At 33.7% G+C, this 20,795-nt stretch carries 20 protein-coding genes; 13 read left to right on the forward strand and 7 right to left on the reverse strand.

From position 1 onward, the window contains the following. Positions 1 to 99 precede the first annotated feature (99 nt). Both GKZ88_RS01995 and GKZ88_RS02000 read left to right on the forward strand, forming a co-directional pair. Positions 100 to 816 (forward strand): phosphodiester glycosidase family protein, encoded by a 717-nt coding sequence (locus GKZ88_RS01995; RefSeq protein WP_155100726.1) that lies wholly within the window; start codon positions 100 to 102, stop codon positions 814 to 816. A 12-nt stretch (positions 817 to 828) separates the two neighbouring features. After that, positions 829 to 1,131: a hypothetical protein gene (locus tag GKZ88_RS02000; protein ID WP_155100727.1), complete on the forward strand. Its 303-nt coding sequence runs from the start codon at positions 829 to 831 to the stop codon at positions 1,129 to 1,131. On the opposite strand, the gene GKZ88_RS02005 is transcribed toward GKZ88_RS02000, so the two are convergent. The 6 genes from GKZ88_RS02005 to GKZ88_RS02030 form a co-directional block, all read right to left on the reverse strand. Continuing rightward, positions 1,128 to 1,430 (reverse strand): DUF6787 family protein, encoded by a 303-nt coding sequence (locus GKZ88_RS02005; RefSeq protein WP_155100728.1) that lies wholly within the window; start codon positions 1,428 to 1,430, stop codon positions 1,128 to 1,130. The two genes, GKZ88_RS02000 and GKZ88_RS02005, sit on opposite strands and share 4 nt — an antisense overlap. Before the next feature lie 32 nt (positions 1,431 to 1,462). Next, positions 1,463 to 1,915, reverse strand: a complete 453-nt coding sequence (locus tag GKZ88_RS02010; protein WP_155100729.1) for a DUF6146 family protein — start codon at positions 1,913 to 1,915, stop codon at positions 1,463 to 1,465. 178 nt (positions 1,916 to 2,093) lie between these two features. Further along, positions 2,094 to 2,657 carry a hypothetical protein gene (locus GKZ88_RS02015; protein ID WP_155100730.1) on the reverse strand — a complete coding sequence of 188 codons (564 nt, stop codon included), beginning with the start codon at positions 2,655 to 2,657 and terminating at the stop codon, positions 2,094 to 2,096. Between the two features lie 102 nt (positions 2,658 to 2,759). Next, on the reverse strand, positions 2,760 to 3,710 hold the full coding sequence (locus GKZ88_RS02020; RefSeq protein WP_155100731.1) for a D-2-hydroxyacid dehydrogenase: 951 nt from the start codon (positions 3,708 to 3,710) through the stop codon (positions 2,760 to 2,762). A gap of 232 nt (positions 3,711 to 3,942) precedes the next feature. After that, the gene (gene serC / locus GKZ88_RS02025; RefSeq protein WP_155100732.1) at positions 3,943 to 5,013 is read right to left on the reverse strand and encodes a 3-phosphoserine/phosphohydroxythreonine transaminase; all 1,071 of its coding nucleotides are present in this window, start codon (positions 5,011 to 5,013) and stop codon (positions 3,943 to 3,945) included. A gap of 93 nt (positions 5,014 to 5,106) precedes the next feature. After that, a complete protein-coding gene (locus tag GKZ88_RS02030) occupies positions 5,107 to 6,180 on the reverse strand; it encodes an acyl-CoA reductase (RefSeq protein WP_155100733.1) in 1,074 nt (357 codons plus the stop codon). 150 nt (positions 6,181 to 6,330) lie between these two features. On the opposite strand from GKZ88_RS02030, the gene GKZ88_RS02035 reads away from it, so the two are divergent. Together GKZ88_RS02035 and GKZ88_RS02040 are read left to right on the forward strand one after the other, a co-directional pair. After that, positions 6,331 to 6,681: a 4Fe-4S dicluster domain-containing protein gene (locus tag GKZ88_RS02035; protein WP_133524920.1), complete on the forward strand. Its 351-nt coding sequence runs from the start codon at positions 6,331 to 6,333 to the stop codon at positions 6,679 to 6,681. A 167-nt stretch (positions 6,682 to 6,848) separates the two neighbouring features. Further along, entirely contained in the window at positions 6,849 to 8,012 is a 1,164-nt protein-coding gene (locus GKZ88_RS02040; protein ID WP_155100734.1) for a hypothetical protein, read from the forward strand. 118 nt (positions 8,013 to 8,130) lie between these two features. Here GKZ88_RS02040 and GKZ88_RS02045 read toward each other — a convergent pair whose 3' ends face one another. Beyond that, entirely contained in the window at positions 8,131 to 10,761 is a 2,631-nt protein-coding gene (locus GKZ88_RS02045) for a TonB-dependent receptor (protein WP_155100735.1), read from the reverse strand. Positions 10,762 to 11,056: 295 nt separating this feature from the next. Between GKZ88_RS02045 and ychF the strand changes: the two genes are divergently transcribed. The 9 genes from ychF (at position 11,057) to GKZ88_RS02090 (ending at position 20,789) form a co-directional block, all read left to right on the forward strand. Further along, positions 11,057 to 12,151, forward strand: a complete 1,095-nt coding sequence (ychF, locus tag GKZ88_RS02050; RefSeq protein WP_155100736.1) for a redox-regulated ATPase YchF — start codon at positions 11,057 to 11,059, stop codon at positions 12,149 to 12,151. 334 nt (positions 12,152 to 12,485) lie between these two features. Beyond that, positions 12,486 to 13,163 carry a TIGR02117 family protein gene (locus GKZ88_RS02055; RefSeq protein ID WP_155100737.1) on the forward strand — a complete coding sequence of 226 codons (678 nt, stop codon included), beginning with the start codon at positions 12,486 to 12,488 and terminating at the stop codon, positions 13,161 to 13,163. A gap of 7 nt (positions 13,164 to 13,170) precedes the next feature. Then, a complete protein-coding gene (locus GKZ88_RS02060) occupies positions 13,171 to 13,863 on the forward strand; it encodes a hypothetical protein (protein ID WP_155100738.1) in 693 nt (230 codons plus the stop codon). A 74-nt stretch (positions 13,864 to 13,937) separates the two neighbouring features. Beyond that, positions 13,938 to 14,855, forward strand: coding sequence for a YihY/virulence factor BrkB family protein (locus GKZ88_RS02065; protein ID WP_155100739.1), 918 nt, complete (start codon positions 13,938 to 13,940; stop codon positions 14,853 to 14,855). Between the two features lie 120 nt (positions 14,856 to 14,975). Continuing rightward, positions 14,976 to 15,500: an NAD(P)H-dependent oxidoreductase gene (locus tag GKZ88_RS02070; protein ID WP_155100740.1), complete on the forward strand. Its 525-nt coding sequence runs from the start codon at positions 14,976 to 14,978 to the stop codon at positions 15,498 to 15,500. Further along, the gene (locus GKZ88_RS02075; protein WP_155100741.1) at positions 15,501 to 16,481 is read left to right on the forward strand and encodes a transglutaminase domain-containing protein; all 981 of its coding nucleotides are present in this window, start codon (positions 15,501 to 15,503) and stop codon (positions 16,479 to 16,481) included. Positions 16,482 to 16,525: 44 nt separating this feature from the next. Next, positions 16,526 to 17,497 carry a transglutaminase domain-containing protein gene (locus tag GKZ88_RS02080; RefSeq protein WP_155100742.1) on the forward strand — a complete coding sequence of 324 codons (972 nt, stop codon included), beginning with the start codon at positions 16,526 to 16,528 and terminating at the stop codon, positions 17,495 to 17,497. Between the two features lie 84 nt (positions 17,498 to 17,581). Further along, positions 17,582 to 18,757: a nicotinate phosphoribosyltransferase gene (gene pncB / locus GKZ88_RS02085; RefSeq protein WP_155100743.1), complete on the forward strand. Its 1,176-nt coding sequence runs from the start codon at positions 17,582 to 17,584 to the stop codon at positions 18,755 to 18,757. Positions 18,758 to 18,920: 163 nt separating this feature from the next. After that, a complete protein-coding gene (locus tag GKZ88_RS02090) occupies positions 18,921 to 20,789 on the forward strand; it encodes a DNA topoisomerase IV subunit B (protein ID WP_155100744.1) in 1,869 nt (622 codons plus the stop codon). The last annotated feature ends 6 nt before the right edge of the window (positions 20,790 to 20,795 follow it).

Here is a 20,795-nt window from a genome sequence, read left to right on the forward strand (position 1 = left end):
AGAATAACATTTGTAATGTAGCGAATATGTAAGCGAAAGAAAAAACGATGTAAATTGGTATGAAAATTTAATATTACATTTATACTATATTTTGAAAAAATGAAATTAAAAATAACACTGTTTTTGTTTTTATTAGTAACTGTTTTTATTAGCGCAAAAGTGTATGATAAAAACGAATTTGTGGTTTATACAATTGATCTTAAAGCTAAAAATTTAAAATTATATTGGAAAAATGAAAAGGGTGAAAAATTTAAAAGCATTCAGAATTTAAAAAATTGGATAGAAAAACAGAATCAAACGCTAGATTTTGCAATGAACGCCGGAATGTACAATAAAGAAAATGCGCCACAAGGTCTTTACATTGAAAATCAAAAGACTTTAGCAGCACTGGATACTTCGACAGCAACAGGAAATTTTTATTTAAAGCCAAATGGAGTTTTTTATATAACAGATCAAAATGTTCCTAAAATTTGTAAAACAGAAGATTTTAACAATGCGAATGGAAAAATAAAATACGCCACTCAATCTGGACCGATGCTGGTTATTAATGGTCAAATTCATCCAGAGTTTAAAGAAGGATCACCAAATTTGAATATTAGAAATGGCGTTGGTATTCTGCCAAATGGGAAAGTGGTTTTTGTATTGTCTAAAAACGAAGTAAATTTCTATGATTTTGCCAATTATTTTAAGGGTTTAGGATGTAAGAATGCCTTGTATTTAGACGGATTTGTTTCAAGAGCTTATGTGCCATCAGAAAACTGGATTCAGACTGATGGAGATTTTGGTGTATTATTTGCAGTAGTAAGAAAAAAGTAAAAAATGAATATGATGAAGGAGGAAGAAACAAAAGTTGTAGATGATAGTAGAATCTCGAAATTAATGATAGGATTAATTTTAGATGGAATTGGCATGATTTCTTTTTCGATTCCGCTTCTCGGCGAATTTTCAGATGTAATTTGGGCACCAATTGCCGCTTTTATAATGACTAGAATGTATAAAGGAAGAGTAGGGAAAGTAGCGAGTGTTTTGACTTTTCTGGAAGAGATAATTCCTTTCACAGATGTAATTCCGTCTTTTACATTAACTTGGATTTATACCTATTTCTTTTCGAGAGAACGCATGAAAATTTAATCTTTGAATAGAAAACCTAATCCCATATTTTTAAGCATTTTCTTTTCGAAGTTCCAAAAGAATTTGAATTGCCCAAACACAGTTCCAATGGCAACTAATAAAACTTGATAAATTGGGAATATAATAAGCAGCCGAATTAAAGTAAACCAGCCTCCAAAATCTTCTTTTGTAATGCCCAGCCAAACGCAAAAAGGTTTAGACAGCCACGCAGATGCCGATCCGGTGATGGCAAAAACGATAAGAATGATTATGGCTTGTAAATTTGAGGTGATTCCCCAGCGTTTCTTTAATTTATTCATTGCTATTTGTAATGATTACAAATATAAGAACATTATCTAGATGGAACATAACCCCAAAGCTTTTGTTTGTAAGTATTTTGAAAATAAATCATGTAGTTGTAAATAAGATAATTTACTTCATACCCGTAATGAATCTCTGGGCGGTAATCAATCAGCATTTCGTATAAATTTGGGTTATAAACCTGGGGTTGTCGTACGCGATTATTCCATTCTGTTACATACAGAAAGTTTTTGTTCTCAAGATAAGAGAGTGAATAATATTGTCGCGGTTGTGCCATTGATACCAGCCATGTCGAAAAGCCATTGTCAATAATAATTACTTCGTATTCTAATGAATCATTTACAATTTTGACCGTATCACTTACGGCTTTATTTACAGCTTTATTTACCTTAGGAGTATTGACGGCAACTGCATCGTTTTTTGACGCAGTCGAGCACGCAATTATCGTAAATAAAACAATTGATATGTAAATGAATTTCTTCATGACTTTTGTTTTGAACAATTAAAGTTACGAAATTTTTCTAAGACTCTAAGTTTCTAAGAGGTTAAGATTCTAAGTTGTTCGTTATAAAAAAAGCTGTTTATTTTAGTAAACAGCTTTTTTAGTATTTTAGATAAAGACAAAAATCTTAGTGTCTTAGAAACTTAGAATCTTAGTAACTCTATTTACTTCCAAACAATTTTCCTATAAAACCAGAAATACCGCCTTTGCTTTTAGTAACTACCAGCACATCGGCAACATCTACTTTTCCGTCATTGTTTTGGTCAAGACCAAATTGCATTCCGTATTTCGAAATAGTATCCATAATTCCTGAAGCTTGTCCGCTGTTTCCAGAAATCGAATTGATGATATCTGAAATCTGAAAACTGCTATCATTTGGGTCTTTTGCTTTATTAACCAATGAACCTAATATCTGCGGAATCAAATTAGATGCAACGCCGTTTGAATCAGCACTGCTTAGTCCAAATTTTTCACCAAGATTGCCACTTAATTGCTGTTGTATTTGCTGTACAACAGGATTTGAACTGTCAATGGCTGAATTTCCATTAAATAATCCGGCAATTTGTTCCGTTCCACCTTCAGAAACAATCTTTTGTAATCCTGCAAAAATAGAATTACTGGTTTCGCTTAATACAGCTTCATTATGTTCATTTGGGACAGCAGAATTGTTTACAACGGCATCTCCGCCATATTGCTGTACTAATTGTGTTAATTGTTCAAACATGATATTAAGGATTTAGATTAAAACTCAAATTTAAACAAAAAAAGAAAGGGATTTATTAAACGATGTTAATAAATCCCTTACAATTAATTTAATTATGGTTAATTAGCTTAACAAAGTAATGATTTGAGATGCTAATTCAGTACCAATTCTGTCTTGTGCTTCTCCAGTTGCAGCTCCAATATGAGGAGTCAACGAGATTTTAGAGTGCATTAAGATTGCCATTTCTGGTTTTGGTTCGCTTTCAAAAACGTCTAAACCAGCAAAAGCAACTTTTCCTGAATCTAATGCTTTTACTAAAGCTACTTCATCAATAACTCCACCACGAGCACAGTTTACGATTCCAACTCCGTCTTTCATGATAGCAAGTTCTTTTTCTCCAATGATGTAACCATCTTGAGCAGGAACGTGCAATGTGATGAAATCTGCTTCTTTGAATAAAGATTCTAAAGATTGAGAAACAATTGTAGTTGTAATAGACTGTCCGTCAAAAAACTCCACTTTTACATCAACCTGTGGAATAAAGCTATCAGCAGCGATAACTTTCATACCTAAACCAAGCGCCATTTTTGCTGTAGCTTGACCAATACGTCCAATACCAACAATACCAAGAGTTTTTCCTCTTAATTCAGTTCCATTAGCGTAAGCTTTTTTCAAACCGTCAAAGTTTGAATCTCCTTCAAGAGGCATATTTCGGTTAGAATCATGCAAGAAACGAACACCAGAAAATAAGTGTCCAAATACCAATTCAGCAACAGATTCTGATGATGAAGCTGGTGTATTAATTACATGAATTCCTTTGCTTTTCGCATAATCAACATCGATATTATCCATACCAACACCACCACGACCAATGATTTTGATACCAGGACAAGCATCGATAATATCTTTACGAACTTTAGTTGCACTACGAACTAAAATTACGTCTACATTATTTTCATTTATAAAGTTAGCTACTTGTTCTTGAGCTACTTTTGTAGTTATAACTTCAAATCCGCCTTTTTCTAAGGCTAGAATTCCGCTTTTAGAAATTCCGTCATTTGCTAATACTTTCATTGTGTGTTTATTGTTTATTTGGTTAATCGTTTAACTGATAAACCAACTATTATAATTTTTTCTTTTTTGATTTTGGAGCTAATCCCGCTATTCGTTACAATCTTTTGTGCCTCCCGAAGTCTCGGGACCGGCACAAAAGGATTTCCACTTCTATCGGGGCTAGGAATCCTGTATTCAATTGATATTTTTTAGTAAACAGATATTTCGATTAAACGATTAACCGAAAAAACGATTAAACTTTAGCTTCCAATGCTTTCATTACATCCACTAAAACCTGAACACTTTCGATAGGCATAGCGTTGTAAATAGAAGCTCTGTAACCACCAACAGAACGGTGTCCTGGCAATCCAGAAATTCCTGCCGCTTTCCATAAAGCATCAAAAGTTTCTGTATGATCAGCGTTATTTAATAAGAAAGTCACATTCATGTTTGAACGGTCTTCTACAGCAGCAGCGCCTTTAAATAATGGGTTTCTGTCGATTTCAGCATAAAGCAATTCTGCTTTTGCGTTGTTTAATTTTTCAACCGCAGCAATTCCGCCTTTTTCTTTAATCCATTGTAAAGTCAATAAAGAAACGTAAACAGCAAAAACAGGAGGAGTATTGTACATACTTTCTGCTTTAATATGTTTAGCATAGTCCAGCATACTTGGAATTGTTCTGCCGCTTTTCTCTAGAATTTCTTCTTTAACAACAACAAGAGTTGTTCCTGCAGGTCCCATATTTTTTTGAGCTCCAGCATAGATTAAATCAAATTTTGAGAAATCCAATTCACGTGAAAATATATCAGAACTCATATCGCACACAACTGGAATGTTAGTCGATGGGAATTCTTTCATTTGAGTTCCAAAAATGGTATTGTTGCTTGTACAGTGAAAATAATCTGCGTCACTTGGTATTGCGTATCCTTTTGGAATATGGTTGTAATTTTCTTCTTTTGAAGAAGCTACAACAACAGTTTCTCCAAAATACTTAGCTTCTTTAATTGCAGCAGTTGCCCAAGTTCCTGAATCTAAATAAGCTGCTTTTCCGTTTTCTTTCATTAAGTTATAAGGAGCCATCAAGAATGCAGTACTTGCACCACCTTGTAAAAACAAAGCCTGATATCCTTTTCCTTGAAGTCCTAATAATTCTAAAGCAAGCGAACGAGCTTCATCCATAACAGCAACGAAATCTTTGCTTCGGTGCGAAATTTCAAGGATAGACAATCCTGAATCATTAAAATTTAAAATTGCTTTTGATGCCTTCTCAAAAACTTCCTGAGGTAAAATACTTGGTCCTGCGCTGTAGTTGTGTTTTTTCATGGTTGTTGTTAATAGTCGAAAATTTTAAAGACGCAAATTTCGGCAATAGGAGCTGAAAAAGCGATAAATTATTCGAAATAATTAAACATATTTTTACTTTGTTGTTAACAAAAACGTTATAGTATCTACGTTATCTGCGTAATCCCACAATTGCGGTTTTTGAGTTTCACCAAATCTGATGCTGTTTTGAATTAAATCGCTGCTTACGATACACTGAATTTGTTCAGAATCAGCTTCAAGACGCGTTTTTAAATCATCAATATTTTCATAAAACTCATAAAAAACACTCGAAATTGGAGAGGCATAACTCGAATCTTCTTTAATAGTCAAAAATCCGTTGTCCAATAATTTGAAATTACTCATTAAAAATACGGCTTTATTATAGTCATAATTATTAGCGTATTTTTCATAATGAATAACATCTTGATATTTGAATATTGCTTCAAAAAATCCATCAAAAGAATAGCCTTTTGGAACAAAAAGTTTAGAAACATTTCGGCATCCTAATCCGAAATAACGGAAAATATCTTCGCCTAAATTTTCTAATTCCTCTTTAGATTCATTTCCGTTTAAAACAGCAGCCGAATTTCTGTTTTTTCTGATGATAGAAGGTTTGTCTTTAAAATAATATTCAAAATATCGTGAAGTATTATTGCTTCCCGTTGCAATTACAGCGTCAAAATTCTCCAATTTTCCTTCAACAAAAGTGATTTTATCTTTCAGATTTTCATCAACAGCAATTAAATATTTCGCCAAAAATGGCAATAAATGCTGATCGTTTGATGATGTTTTTATCAAAGCTTTATTGCCGGTTATCAAAACCGATAAGAAATCATGAAATCCAACTAACGGAATATTTCCGGCCAAAATCAAAGCAACTGTTTTTTCTTTTCCGTCATTTTGAGCGAATTGAGCTTTGTATTGAGAAAGCCATTTTTCAATGTTTTCTGCTGTCAAAGCTTCTGCCCATGATTCTATTGCAAAGTAAACCTGTTCAGGGGTGTACCAGCCATTATGAGATTGTGATAATTGAATAAGACTTTGAAAATCATCGAAAAAAATATCGTTATATAATACGTCCGATTTTTTAACGGATTCCTTTTCAGAAAACTGACTTAAAAAATTTCCTAATTCAACAAAAACACTTTTTTTTGTTTCTAATGTCATAATGTTTGTTTATGAATTGTTTTGATTGTAATTTTGCACAAAAATAAGGATAAATAAGTCGAAAGTCAAAAGTCATTCAGTCAAAAGCGAGGAATGTCTATTATGTACTTTTTTTGATTTTAAGACTTTTAACACGTAATCAAGAAAAAGATGGCAATTATTATAACTGACGAATGCATTAATTGTGGGGCCTGCGAACCAGAATGCCCAAATACAGCAATATATGAAGGTGCAGATGACTGGAGATATAAAGACGGAACAAGTCTTTCTGGAAAAGTAATTTTACCTGACGGAACTGAAGTTGATGCTGAAGATGCTCAAACTCCTATTTCTGACGAAATCTATTATATCGTTCCAGGAAAATGTACAGAATGTAAAGGTTTTCACGACGAACCTCAATGTGCAGCTGTTTGTCCTGTTGATTGCTGTGTACCAGATGATAATCACGTAGAAGATGAAGAAACCTTGTTGAACAGACAGGCGTTTTTGCATGGAGAATAATTTCTCGTAACTAAAATATTGAAATCCTGAGTATTGTGCTCAGGATTTTTTTTATCCAATTTTAAAGACTTAACTTACGTATTTTGTTGGTTTTTAATGTTTTGTTGAACAAATGTTAATTTATATTTAATAATTTAATACATTAGTTGAAAATTTAATAACAGCCTATGAGGAGACTGGTACTTTTATTTATTGTATTATTTAATTTTGCCGCCTTTGCTCAAGATGCAGAGTATTCAATTGTTGTTAAAGACATTGAAACACAATTGCCTATAGAAAATGCAACTGTTTTTATCATGAAAACAAAGCAGACATTGTTAAGCAATAAGGACGGAAAGGTAACTTTTAGATTAAATGGATCTTCGAGCCTTCAGGTTTCTCAAATCGATTATGAAAAAGTAACACTTCGATGGGGGCCTTTAAAACCAGATTTATTTGTGGTTTATCTTGAAAGCAACAATACTAAATTAGATGAAATTGTAGTTTCTAAAGAAAATCCGCAAAAGATTCTTCAAAAAATAGTTGTGAATTCAAGGCAAAAATTAGCTTCTTCCTATCGATTAAAAGTCTTTGTGAGAGAGTTTTTTATGCTTGATAATAAATATTCTTATTATAACGACGGATTAGTAAACTTTCAATTTACAGCCAGTCAAAAAAAATCAACGACAACATTATTAGTAGAGCAAAACCGCTCTTATGGACTTTTGGATACTGATGTCAGCGCTGATTTAAAAGGTTATAATCTGAATGATATCATGGAAAGTTATTGTAATCTGAAGTATTTCGATCCTCTTTTAGATTCCAAGACCAGAAAAGAATATGATTTTATTACGCGAGGCCATCCAAATAATAAAAATTATTACATCATGGCAATAACGCCATTAGATAAATCAAAAAAGGCATTAGATACTTTTGAGGTAATTTATGATCCCGTAAAAAAGTTAATTGTTGAATTCAGCATTATAATTACGCCTCAAAATTTGCTTCAAGTTGAAGAGCAGACAAAAATCGGTTCAAAAAATGTGACCAGATCAATTGTTAAAGTGAATTATAGAATTGATGGGGAAGATTATTATTTGTTGAGTTCAAATGAAGAAATTGGTTATGATCTTATTTTAAAAGATCACATCAAAAATATTCAGGTTCGCAATAGTTTTGTTACCACACATTTCAACAGGCAAAATTTCACCTATAGTGAAAGTGATGTTTTTAAAGAAAAATCACTTTTCAATAAAAAGAATAAAGTATTGACCAAATATTGGGAAATATCAGGATTTGTACCCACTGAAGAAGAAAAAGCAATAGTAGATTCATTAGAATTTAAACTGTAGTTTTTGCAGAAAAACATAAAAAAAATCCTGAACAAAATGTTCAGGATTTTTTGTTTTATTAAATGTAGATTGTCAGGCTGAGCGTCCACATCCCGAAGTTTCAGGAGAAGCCCGTTTCTTAGAAATTAAATCCAAGTCTTGCGTAGTAGTAAGCACCGCTGAAACCCATTTGTACAGCATCCCAATATCCTCCAGCTTCTGTGTTTCCTTGTTCATCCTGTTTGGTTGGATAAACATTGAATAAGTTATTGCTTCCGATGCTTAATTTTAAACTTTTACTTAATTGGTAGCCAAAAGTCAAATCAGTTACTAATCTTGGGTTGTAAACATCCTCTTCATCGGCATAATCAACTAAAACCACTTTGCTGAAGCGAGTGAAAGCTAATCCTGCGTCAAATTTATTTTTTGCATAAGTAAGATTCAAACCAAATTTGCTGTCTGGAGCAGAAGCCAGTAAAAAGGCTTTTTCACGATTTCCAAAAAAGGTATCAGCATCTAGAGAACCGTTTTTTACATTATCAATTTTCATATCATTAATGTTTCCAACTAAAGTCGCTCCAATATGTCCGAAATCGTATGTTTTTTTCCAAGAAAATACCAAATCTAAACCATGAGTGCTTGTATCTACTCCGTTCGCAAAAAACTGTGCTTCAGAAACACCAAGGCCTAAAGAACTTGCGTCAAAATATCCGGTAAGAACAATACGATCTTTTACTTTAATATAATATCCGTCAACAGTTGCAGTAAAATCTCCATAAGTTGCAGTGAAACCCAAAGAAGCATTTACCGCTTTTTCTTCATTTAATTTTTCAATTCCGAAAGCTCTTGTCACAGGGCTGTCATTTGGTGCTAAAAGTACCTCAGTTGCACCGCTTGCATTAAAGTTTGTAAAACGTAAATTATAATAAATTTGGGCCAAAGAAGGAGCACGGAAACCAGTACTCACAGAACCTCTTAAGTTAATATGATCATTAATTTTAAGTCTAGAAGCTAGTTTTCCGTTTACTGTACTTCCAAAATCACTGTAATTTTCAAAACGAACAGCGCCGCTTACCATAAAAGCTTCTGTAACATCTAATTCAGCATCAGTATAGAGCGAGAAGTTAGTACGGTCTTTATTTACTTCATTTGCAGGACTGTAACCAGGAAAACCTTGCGAGCTTCCAGGACGAGGATTTCCTGAAATTGGATCAATAGGAGCACTTTGCGTTGTTGGGTCGGTAATTGGTTTTCCATTTGTGTCGTAAGTTGTGTACGAACCTTCTTCACCTGCAAAAATCTCAAATTTCTCTACTCTGAATTCGGTTCCAAAAGCGATATTAAAACCGCTCATAACATCATCATAGTTTTTAGAAATATCAAAATTCGTTGTGTTTTGAAGCAGACTGTGTCCTCCGGCATTAAATTCAGTTGGAGATTTTGCTTCTAGAGAAGCATTCAAAGTTCCTTTAATATCATATTCGAATTTGTTTTTTCCAAAAGTATTGCTCAAATCCATTTTCCATCCGCCTCCGGTTGTTGTTCTAATTCCGGCTGCCAATGAGTTATCTCTAATATTCGAAGTAATTCTTGGTGTATAACCGCCCGGATAAATTTCTTCTACAACTCTTTCTCCATCATTTCTTGTAAAGGCATAAGCATCAGTATTTCTGAAATTACTGCCTCCGAAAGCATAAAGCTCAGTTCTGTCTGATAATGGAAGTGAAAAGTTTCCGAAGAAATTGATACCCTTCATTTGTGCATCACCAAAACCTTTTCTAAAATCATAAGCTGGTCTTAATGTTTTGTCTTTATTGATGAATTCACCAGTAAAATTGGCATAGCCGCCTTTGCTTCCAACAGAAAAACCATAATTTGCTGCCACTTTCAGAGATCCTCCGTCAAAAGATTTGTCTTTTCCGTAAGAGTTTCCATTTCCTTTTTGATCGAGTCTGAAACCATCAGTATTTGGTGTTCCAGGCAAAAAGTCTCCTTTTGCATTTGTATTAAAAACACCATAAGTAACAGAACCTGAAAGTTCTTTTACATTATCATTTGTTATAATATTGATAACGCCGGCAATAGCATCAGAACCGTATTGTGCCGCTGCACCATCTCTTAAAATCTCAATTCTTTTGATTGAAGCGGCCGGAATTGCATTTAAATCTGTTCCTGTATTTCCGCGTCCGCGTGTTCCAAATAAATTGATAAGAGAGGATTGGTGTCTTCTTTTTCCGTTAATTAAAACCAAAGTCTGGTCTGGTCCCATACCTCTTAAAGAAGCAGGATCTACGTGATCGGCACCATCAGAGCCAGATTGTTTGTTGGCATTAAATGAAGGAGCTACATATTGAAGAAGCTGATTAATTTCGATTTTACCGCTTTGTGTTGTAACATCTTTTACATTGATTACGTCAATGGGAACGGCTGAATTTACAACAGTTCTTTTAGTGCTTCTGGAACCTACAACAACAACGTCATTTAGGACCTGACCACCGCTTTCGTCTAAACTAATTTCCATTTTATCTGTTGCTGTTTTTTCGACAGTTGCAAATCCAACATAAGTAAAAACTAATTTAGCACCTTCTTTTACTTTTATTTTAAAACCGCCGTCAGCATCAGTAGAAACACCATTTGTAGTTCCTTTTTCGACAATATTCACACCCGGTAACGGTGTTCCTGTCTTGTCTTTTACGACGCCTGAGACTTCTTTCTGAGCAAAAAGAAATGCCGTATTTAATAGAAATAATAATAATACAATCTTTTTCATGGTTTGGTTGTTTTTGAATATTGGTTTGTTTTGAATAATGATAAAAGTAGTATTTTTTAACAAAAACTTAATAAAAAGTTTAAAAATTTTTAAGATTAACCTGTAAATTATATTATTACACATTTTTACTTCGCTCACGAGCTATTAAATCTTATATTTGCAAAATTTTAAAGTCAAAAAATAGCATTTTGGCAGAAAATCAAAAAAGTACACGTAAATCATAAACCATTACAACAGAAGTATTAATGGGCTGGCCTGAGAAAAATCAGTGCCATAAAATAAATAGAAACAACAGATGAAAGCAGGAATTGTAGGATTACCAAATGTTGGAAAATCAACATTATTTAATTGTTTATCTAATGCAAAAGCGCAAAGTGCGAACTTTCCGTTTTGTACAATCGAACCTAATATTGGTGTTGTAAACGTTCCGGATCCAAGAATCAATAAATTGGAAGAATTGGTAAAACCAGAGCGCGTGCAAATGGCAACAGTTGATATTGTTGATATCGCAGGTTTGGTAAAAGGAGCAAGTAAAGGTGAAGGTCTTGGAAACCAGTTTTTAGGAAACATTAGAGAGTGTAATGCGATCATTCACGTTTTACGTTGTTTTGACAATGATAATATCGTTCACGTTGATGGAAACGTAAATCCAATTCGTGACAAAGAAACTATCGATATCGAATTGCAGTTGAAAGATTTAGAAACGGTTGAAAAACGTTTGGAAAAAGTAAATCGTGCTGCTAAAACTGGAAATAAAGAAGCGCAGACTGAAAAAGCACTTTTAGACAGAATCAGAGAATCATTATTACAGGCTAAATCGGCTCGTACTATTGTACCTCAAGGTAATGATGAAGAAGTTTTAATGGAATCTTTTCAATTAATTACTGCAAAACCAGTATTATATGTTTGTAATGTTGATGAGAATTCAGCTGTAAACGGAAACAAATATGTAGATCAGGTTCGTGAACTAGTTAAAGACGAAGATGCAGAAGTAATTATTCTTTCAGTAGGAGCAGAGGCTGATATTACAGAATTAGAAAGCTACGAAGAGCGTCAGGTTTTCCTTGAAGATATGGGATTGACTGAGCCAGGAGCATCTGTTTTAATTCGTGCAGCTTATAAATTATTGAAACAGCAAACTTATTTTACCGCTGGTGTAAAAGAAGTTCGTGCCTGGACAATCAACATTGGAGCTACAGCGCCTCAAGCGGCTGGAGTTATCCACACAGATTTTGAAAAAGGTTTCATCCGTGCGGAAGTTATTTCTTATGAAGATTACGTTCAATATGGTTCTGAAGCAAAAGCAAAAGAAGCAGGAAAATTCAAAGTAGAAGGAAAAGAATATATTGTTAAAGATGGTGATGTGATGCATTTCCGTTTCAACGTATAATCTTTTTTAGAGAATAGAAGAAAGAATATAGAAAATAGACTAAAACTGCTGGAGAAATTCAGCAGTTTTTTTATGTATTAAACTTAAGTTTTCGATTGTCAGGCTGAGCGAAGTCGAAGCCCCGCAAAGATTGGCGATTTAGATTGTGGAGCTTCTTGCGTGTCCTTCGACTTCGCTCAGGATGACAATCTTAAAAAAAAATCCGTGTAAATCTGCGCTTTCGCGAAAGCGAATCCGTAAAATCCGCGTGCTATTTTCAGGAAGCAAAATCTTTGGCTCAAAAATTGGTTACAGAAAAAATAACCAATTACGAATCTAAAATCAACCAATCAAAATGCTAAAAAAATCATTCAAATTTCTAGGCTGGACACTTTTCGGAATTTTCACTTTCCTTGCGTTGTATATTTCTTCTGTTCTTATTATTTCAAGAATCACAGTGAATTCGGATATTGCAAAAGTGGAAGAACAAAATGCGGTTCCAATTTATATTCTTTCCAATGGCGTTCATACAGATATTGTCGTTCCTGTAAAAAACGAAATCAAAGACTGGCGAAACGAAATCCAGTTCAGTCAAACACAATCAAAAGATTCCTTAATGAATTTTATCGCTTTCGGCTGGGGTGATAAAGGTTTTTATCTCGATACGCCAGAATGGTCTGATTTAAAAGCGAGTACCGCGTTCAAAGCCGCATTTGGAGTAAGTTCATCGGCAATGCATACTACATTTTTTAAACAATTACGTGAAGGCGATGATTGCAAACGCATTTTAGTTTCAAAAGAAAACTATCAAAACTTAGTCAATTATATTTCAAACAGTTTCAGTGATCCAGTTCATCCGCAATGGATTGAAGGTCACAGCTACGGAAAAAAAGATGCTTTTTATGAAGCAAAAGGAAGTTACAGCCTTTTTAACACCTGCAATACTTGGGCGAACAGTGCACTAAAAGCAGCGAATCAAAAAGCTAGTTTATGGACGGTTTATGATAAAGGGATTTTTTGTCATTATAAATAATCTGGCAATGAAAAAGCTGATTTTAATTTTTGCGATAATATTATTAATGATTTCTTGTAAAAAGGCTGATGCCGAGGCAGAATATGGAGGTTTAGCATTTTATTTTGAGAAGCCTCAGCCAATTAATGATTCTGAGCTAAATAGCTTTCCTTCAAAATTTAAAGGATTATATATGACACCAGATTCTACTTTTTTAAGAATTGATGATGAGAGAATTTCAAAGGAATATTATTTTAAATTCAGGATTCACAGACAAAAACTAGATTCTTTAAAATCTGAATTTGACCTTGTTGATGGAAAATTAATTTCTAAGGATACAAAATATAAATTTGATGTATTTAAAAAAGGGGATTCAATTGAATTATCAAGAAAAGAGATAGATACATTATTTAGGTTGTCTTATAATCAGAAGTTAAAACGTATTTATGGACAACTAGTTTTAAGTACAAGAGATTCTGTTTTTTGGAAAATTAAAATGATGTCATTAGAAAAAAATGTTCTTAAAATTAAGAGTATCTATTTGCCTGAAGATTTGAAGAAATTAGATTCAGTTTCTGCAATAAAAGCAAAAATGCTAGATTCACTTTCCTATTTAATAAAGCCAACAAGAAAAGAGTTTAAAAATATTCTGAAAATTCAAAATCTAGGTTTCGATCAAGAATATAAAAAAGTCTCAAAAGAAGACATGGAAAAAATATAAAATTCACCTAAAAAGCAAGAATTCAAAATTTTTCATTATTGCGTAAATTTGAGAGAATATCAAAAAAGCAGCAAATGAAAAATCAAAATATATTTTCGAAATCATGGTATTTATTGAAGACAACTTTTTTTGAATTTAACGACGATAATGCGATAAAATTGAGTGCAGCGTTATCATATTATACCATTTTTGCGTTGCCTCCGCTGTTAATTATAATTATCACAATCTGTGGTTTCTTTTATGGGGAAGAAGCAGTCACGGGTCAATTATACGGACAAATCAATAGGTTGGTGGGAAATAATGCTGCGGTTCAGATTCAGGAGGCAATTAAAAATGTTCAATTATCAGACAGTAATGTTTTTGTAACCATTTTTGGAGTGGTAATGCTGTTGATTGGTGCTTCGGGAGTTTTTGCAGAAATTCAGAGTTCCATAAATTACATTTGGGGATTACGGGCAAAACCAAATAAAGGACTGAAAAAATTCATTCAAAATAGAATCATGTCGTTTTCAATGATTGTTACAGTTGGGTTTTTAATGCTTGTGAGTTTAATGGTTAATGCCACGCTTGATGTAATGAATGAAAGGTTGAAAATGTATTTGCCAGACAGCACAGTTTATTTGTTTTATGTCATTAATTTAGTAATCGTTTTTGCAAGTATAACATTGCTTTTTGCGATTATATTCAGAACTTTACCTGACGGAGTTATCAAATGGAAAGATGCTTTTATTGGCGCTTCCTGCACGGCGATTTTATTTATGATTGGTAAATTCGCAATCGGACTTTATTTAGGAAATTCGACTATTGCAAGTGTGTATGGCGCTGCGGGTTCTGTAATTATAATATTGGTCTGGGTTTATTATTCGGCTATTATTTTGTATTTTGGAGCAGAATTTACAAAAGTATACGCAAAAGCTTTCGGCGGGAGTATTTCGCCAAATGATTATTCCGTAGAAATACAAAAAGAGATTTTTGAAATCGAAAGTGCTTAAATAAAATAAACCATATAAGTAATATAAGAAAATTTAAGTTTTGTGTCTGAATTAAATACAAAGCTTTTAAAATGGACTTATATAACTTATATGGTTTAAAAAAATGAAAAATACCACGATATGAAAATAATAGCCTTTGGAGGAAGCAATAGTAAACATTCAATCAATAAACGGTTAGCTACTTACGCATCAAGTTTGTTTGAGAATGCCACTGTCGAAGTTTTAGATTTAAACGATTTTGCAATGCCTTTGTTTAGCGTTGATCTTGAAAAAGAAGTTGGTCAGCATAAAGTGGCGCAAGCTTTTCTAAACAAACTCAAAGAGGCTGATATTTTAGTAGTTTCAATGGCAGAAAACAACGGAAACTACTCGGTTGCTTTTAAAAATATTTTTGATTGGAGTTCACGTATTGAAAAAGATGTTTTTCAGCATAAACCAATGCTTTTGCTGGCAACTTCGCCGGGTGGAAGAGGCGGAAGTTCTGTTTTAGGAATTGCACAAAATCTTTTTCCGCGTTATGGAGCTGAAATCAAAGGAAGTTTCTCATTACCGGCATTTGGCTCGAATTTTGATTTACAAGAAAATAAAATTTCTAATGTTGAGTTAGATAAGGAACTCAAAGATATTATCAAATCAAATTTTTAAATGCCACAAAAAAAGATTACTCTTATATTTCTTTTGCTGCACTGTATTTTTTTGAATTATACTTTTGCTCAAAAGATTAATGAAGTCGACAAAATTGTTGCAAAATACCCAAAAAGCTTTGCAACAACAGAAAAATTAGCGGAAAGAATTGAAGAAGACTTCAACTCAGATTATGACAAAGCACGAGCTATTTACAGCTGGATGGCTTTTAATATAAAATATGACTTCAATGTTTTTTTGAATCCGCCTAAAAGTCAGGGTTTCAGTTATTCTACTGAAGCCGAAAAACAAAGAAAAATAAAACAGATTAATGACAATCTGATTCAGAAAACTTTTAAATCTCAAAAAGCCGTTTGTGAAGGTTTCACGGCTTTGTATCAGCATTTGGCTTCTTTGGTAGGAATAAAATGTGAAATTATTCGCGGAGATTCGAAAATTTCGGTACGCGATATTGGCCGTAAAACAACATCGTCAAATCATGCCTGGAATATGGTTTTGATTGATAAAAAATGGCGTTTGGTTGATGTTACTTGGGGTCAGGGTTATTATGACAGTAGTAAAGGCCGAATGGTTAACGATTTTTCGCCCATTTATTTCGACACAGATCCTGATTATTTTTTCGCCAAACATTTTCCAGATTCTGGCACTTATTTAGGGAATAAACTAAGTAAGGAAGATTTTCTAAACGGACCTTTGATTTACAATAAAACCATTGAAAATGATTTTCAAATTAAATCTCCTGATTCTGGCATAATTGAAGCCAAAATCGGAGATAAAATTACTGTTGAAATTAAAAACGTCTCAAAATCAAATCAGGTTTTTTATTTGAATAAAAGAAATCAGCCTGTTAAAATTCAAAACGCCAGAGAAAAACGAGGAGGTTTAGAATTTCAAATTCTTATTGATAAAAATGTAGGCGAGTATATCACCATTTTTGTAGATACAAACAGTATCGTTTCTTTTAAAATTGCTCTGAAATAAAAGAGTTTCCCCATTTAACCCCATTTCTAAAACCTAATAGTATAATGACAATAAAGAAAATTGTTTTAGCATTCCTTTTGAATTTTATTTTTATAAGTTCTTCTTATTCGCAACAGTACAGTGCTATTGATAGTATCGTTTTAAAATATCCTGATTTTGGAAGCACTGAAAAATTAGCGGAAAGAATTAAAAATGATTTTACCACAGAACATGATAAAGCAAGAGCAATTTACAGCTGGATTGCGTTAAATTTAGAATATGATTTGGATACATTTTTAGATCCTCCTAAACCAAAAGAAATTTCGAGCAGTGATTCTGATGCAGCCAAGCAAATACAGCTGCAAAATGCAAAAACAGCACAAAAAGCATTTCGATCAAGAAAAGCGGTTTGCGAAGGTTTTGCTCAATTATACGAGCATTTGGCTTTGTTGTCAGGCTTAAAATGTCAGGTGATACATGGAGATGCTAAAGTCGAATTGACAGATATCGGCAGAAGAAATTATATCTTAAATCATGCATGGAATTCGGTTCAGGTAGATGGAAAATGGGTTTTAGTTGATGCTACATGGGGCCAGGGAAGTTATGATTATCGTAGAAAAGTGCTAATCAAAAAATTTACTCCGATCTATTTTGACATGGATCCGAAATACTTTAATGCCAAACATTATGCAGAGAGTGCGATGTATAAAGGAAATACAGGGAATAAAGCAGCGTTTTTGAACGGACCTCTTATATACAATGATTTTATAGAAGAAAACTGCGAAGTTTTGATGCCTTTTTCGGGGGTTGTCAGTGCAAATGAGGGAGATAAAATAAATTTTAAATTAAAAAATCTTTCCAAAATAGATGACTTGTATTATCTTGATAAAAAAGATGAAAAAATTAAGGTAGAAAATTCAAAAGTAGAAGATGGAATAATGGAGTTTCAGGTTACTTATGCGAGAAAACTGGGACGATTTATTACTTTTTACCTTAATGGAAAATCTTTTGCTGCTTTTAAGGTAATTCCAAAGTAAGAGTTAGAAAGCTTTATTTGATTGGATTTTCTTCTTTTCTTGAATTGCCGTATCTTAGCAATTCAGGATTTGAATTAATAGGCCATGGAAACAACTTTTTTGAAATCAATTTTAGATAATGATTTCTATAAATTTACGATGCAGCATGCTGTAATCCGACTTTTCCCAAAGGCGAAAGTTCGATACGGATTTATAAATCGAGGAAAACATATTTTTCCGCCCGGTTTCGCAGATCTGCTTCGAAAATCAGTTGATGCAATGGCAGATCTCCGTTTAACAAAAGAAGAAAAGCATTATTTAGCCCATCATTGTCCTTATCTGGATCCAACTTATTTAGACTTTCTGCAGGGATTTATTTATGATCCTTCTGAAGTTCATATCAGTCAGGAAGGCTCAGAAATTAAAGTTACCGTTGAAGGTTTTTGGTACAGAACAATTTTGTGGGAAGTATCGTTGATGTCCTTAATTTCGGAGCTTTTTTATAAATCAAACCACTTAATCCGTCTAAACGACGAAGCCATAAAAAGTCTTACGAAAGATAAAATCGATAATTACAATAAACTGGGAGTTTCGGTTTTAGAATTCGGAACAAGACGCCGTCATTCGTACGATGTTCATGCATTGGTAAACGAAACTTTGCAAACTTTTGGCGGGCATAGTTTCCTCGGAACCAGTAATGTGCATTTTGCAATGCTTAACAATAAACGGCCTTTAGGAACGCATGCGCACGAATGGTTTATGTTTCATGCTGCGCAGTATGGCTTTAAAATGGCCAATTTGATAAGTCTGGAACATTGGACACAAGTGTACGGCGGTGACCTCGGAATTGCTTTGACAGATACTTATACGACCGATATATTTTTCACCCAATTTGATAAAAAATATTCCAAACTTTTTGACGGCGTTCGCCATGACAGCGGTGACCCGATTGAGTTCGCACAAAAAGTGATTTCACATTATACTAAAATGGGAATTGATCCAAAATCAAAAGCAATTGTTTTTTCTGATTCTCTTAATTACGAAAAAGTAAAAACGATAGTTGATTTCTGTCATGACAAAATAAAAATGTCATTCGGAATCGGAACAAATTTCACTAATGATGTTGGGCTTCCAGCCATGAATATGGTAATAAAATTGACCGATACAAAACCTGACAATACACATTGGCAGGGCGTTGTGAAACTTTCTGACGAAAAAAATAAAAACACGGGAACGCCCGAAATGATTGCTTTGGCAAAAGAAGTACTTGGAATCAAATAGTATTTTTTTGTTTCATAGCTGATTTTTTATATTTTTAACGGTCGTATTTTTTTAAAATCAATTTAAATAGATTAAAAAGCTGTTATTATTCGTAACAAAAGAAAAAATACGCTTTCATTTTTTGCCGATAAATGGTACATTAGCCAAAAATCCAATTCACCTTATGCTAGAGCAAAATCAATATACCGAAGATAATATCCGATCACTCGACTGGAAAGAACATATCCGTATGCGTCCGGGAATGTATATCGGGAAATTAGGAGACGGTTCTTCTCCAGATGATGGTATTTATATTCTTTTAAAAGAGGTTTTAGATAACTGTATTGACGAGTTCGTAATGGGCTCCGGAAAAACTATTGAAGTAACTATAAAGGATAAAACGGTTTCGGTTCGTGATTACGGACGTGGAATTCCGTTAGGAAAAGTAGTCGATGTAGTTTCGAAAATGAATACAGGTGGAAAGTACGATTCTAAAGCTTTTCAGAAATCGGTTGGTTTGAACGGTGTCGGAACAAAAGCGGTTAATGCACTTTCGAATTATTTCCGTGTAGAATCTGTTCGTGATGACAAGCAAAAAGGAGCAGAGTTTTCTGCCGGAAATCTTGTTTTAGAAGAAGATATAGTCGATACTACAAAACGTAAAGGAACAAAAGTAACTTTTACGCCAGACGAAACGATTTTCAAAAACTATAAATTTCGTTTAGAATATGTCATTAAAATGGTTAAAAACTATTGTTATTTGAACAATGGTCTGACAATTATTTTTAATGGAGAAAAATATATTTCGGAAAATGGTCTTAGAGATTTATTAGAAGAAACAATCAGTGAAGATGATTTAGAATATCCGATTATTCACCTGAAAGATCACGATATCGAAATTGCGCTTACACACAGTAAAACGCAGTACAGCGAAGAATATCACTCTTTTGTGAACGGTCAGAATACGACGCAGGGAGGAACGCACTTAGCAGCTTACAGAGAAGCAATTGTAAAAACCATCCGTGAGTTTTACAACAAAAACTTCGAAGCTTCTGATGTTCGTAAATCGATTGTAAGTGCGATTAGTATTAAAGTTATGGAACCGGTTTTTGAGTCTCAGACCAAAACCAAATTAGGTTCTACAGATATGGGTTCTGATGATGGAACTCCGGCGGTTTCGGTTCGTACTTTCGTAAATGATTTTATCAAAACCAAATTAGACAATTATCTGCATAAAAATCCGCCGACTGCTGAAGCTTTATTACGCAAAATTCTTCAGGCAGAACGCGAAAGAAAAGAATTGTCAGGGATTAGAAAATTAGCGACAGATCGTGCTAAAAAAGCCAATCTTCACAATAAAAAATTAAGAGATTGCCGAGCGCATCTTCCAGATACTAAAAACCCAAGAAACTTAGAAAGCACGCTTTTTATTACCGAGGGAGATTCGGCTTCTGGATCCATTACAAAGTCGCGCGACGTGAATACGCAAGCCGTTTTCAGTTTACGTGGTAAGCCTTTGAATTCATACGGAATGACAAAGAAAATTGTGTATGAAAATGAAGAATTCAATTTACTGCAAGCAGCGCTTGATATTGAAGATGGATTAGAAAAACTGCGTTACAACAACATCGTAATTGCAACCGATGCCGATGTCGATGGAATGCACATTCGTTTGTTGTTGATTACGTTTTTCCTTCAGTTTTTCCCTGAGTTAATCAAAGAAGGGCATTTGTATATTTTGCAGACACCGCTTTTCAGGGTTCGAAACAAAAAAGAAACGATTTATTGCTATTCTGAAGAGGAAAGAAAAGATGCTATCGAAAAACTAAAACCAAAACCAGAAATCACCCGATTTAAAGGTTTGGGAGAGATTTCGCCAGATGAGTTTAAAAACTTTATTGGAGACACCATTCGTCTTGATCCGGTTATGATGGACAAGCATACTTCAATTGAGCAATTGTTGTCTTTCTATATGGGGAAAAATACGCCAGACAGACAAGAGTTTATTATCAAGAATCTGAAGGTTGAGATTGATGAGCTTGAGGAAGTTTAAAAGCTA

Origin of the sequence: Flavobacterium sp. LC2016-01, from assembly GCF_009711135.1 — a bacterium.
Lineage (GTDB): Bacteria > Bacteroidota > Bacteroidia > Flavobacteriales > Flavobacteriaceae > Flavobacterium.

What these genes read in the sequence shown, in the direction of transcription:
- GKZ88_RS01995 (WP_155100726.1), top strand. Translation starts at nt 100, where the DNA reads ATGAAATTAAAAATAACACTGTTTTTGTTTTTATTAGTAACTGTTTTT.
- GKZ88_RS02000 (WP_155100727.1), top strand. Translation starts at nt 829, where the DNA reads ATGAAGGAGGAAGAAACAAAAGTTGTAGATGATAGTAGAATCTCGAAA.
- GKZ88_RS02005 (WP_155100728.1), bottom strand. Translation starts at nt 1,430, where the DNA reads ATGAATAAATTAAAGAAACGCTGGGGAATCACCTCAAATTTACAAGCC.
- GKZ88_RS02010 (WP_155100729.1), bottom strand. Translation starts at nt 1,915, where the DNA reads ATGAAGAAATTCATTTACATATCAATTGTTTTATTTACGATAATTGCG.
- GKZ88_RS02015 (WP_155100730.1), bottom strand. Translation starts at nt 2,657, where the DNA reads ATGTTTGAACAATTAACACAATTAGTACAGCAATATGGCGGAGATGCC.
- GKZ88_RS02020 (WP_155100731.1), bottom strand. Translation starts at nt 3,710, where the DNA reads ATGAAAGTATTAGCAAATGACGGAATTTCTAAAAGCGGAATTCTAGCC.
- serC (WP_155100732.1), bottom strand. Translation starts at nt 5,013, where the DNA reads ATGAAAAAACACAACTACAGCGCAGGACCAAGTATTTTACCTCAGGAA.
- GKZ88_RS02030 (WP_155100733.1), bottom strand. Translation starts at nt 6,180, where the DNA reads ATGACATTAGAAACAAAAAAAAGTGTTTTTGTTGAATTAGGAAATTTT.
- GKZ88_RS02035 (WP_133524920.1), top strand. Translation starts at nt 6,331, where the DNA reads ATGGCAATTATTATAACTGACGAATGCATTAATTGTGGGGCCTGCGAA.
- GKZ88_RS02040 (WP_155100734.1), top strand. Translation starts at nt 6,849, where the DNA reads ATGAGGAGACTGGTACTTTTATTTATTGTATTATTTAATTTTGCCGCC.
- GKZ88_RS02045 (WP_155100735.1), bottom strand. Translation starts at nt 10,761, where the DNA reads ATGAAAAAGATTGTATTATTATTATTTCTATTAAATACGGCATTTCTT.
- ychF (WP_155100736.1), top strand. Translation starts at nt 11,057, where the DNA reads ATGAAAGCAGGAATTGTAGGATTACCAAATGTTGGAAAATCAACATTA.
- GKZ88_RS02055 (WP_155100737.1), top strand. Translation starts at nt 12,486, where the DNA reads ATGCTAAAAAAATCATTCAAATTTCTAGGCTGGACACTTTTCGGAATT.
- GKZ88_RS02060 (WP_155100738.1), top strand. Translation starts at nt 13,171, where the DNA reads ATGAAAAAGCTGATTTTAATTTTTGCGATAATATTATTAATGATTTCT.
- GKZ88_RS02065 (WP_155100739.1), top strand. Translation starts at nt 13,938, where the DNA reads ATGAAAAATCAAAATATATTTTCGAAATCATGGTATTTATTGAAGACA.
- GKZ88_RS02070 (WP_155100740.1), top strand. Translation starts at nt 14,976, where the DNA reads ATGAAAATAATAGCCTTTGGAGGAAGCAATAGTAAACATTCAATCAAT.
- GKZ88_RS02075 (WP_155100741.1), top strand. Translation starts at nt 15,501, where the DNA reads ATGCCACAAAAAAAGATTACTCTTATATTTCTTTTGCTGCACTGTATT.
- GKZ88_RS02080 (WP_155100742.1), top strand. Translation starts at nt 16,526, where the DNA reads ATGACAATAAAGAAAATTGTTTTAGCATTCCTTTTGAATTTTATTTTT.
- pncB (WP_155100743.1), top strand. Translation starts at nt 17,582, where the DNA reads ATGGAAACAACTTTTTTGAAATCAATTTTAGATAATGATTTCTATAAA.
- GKZ88_RS02090 (WP_155100744.1), top strand. Translation starts at nt 18,921, where the DNA reads ATGCTAGAGCAAAATCAATATACCGAAGATAATATCCGATCACTCGAC.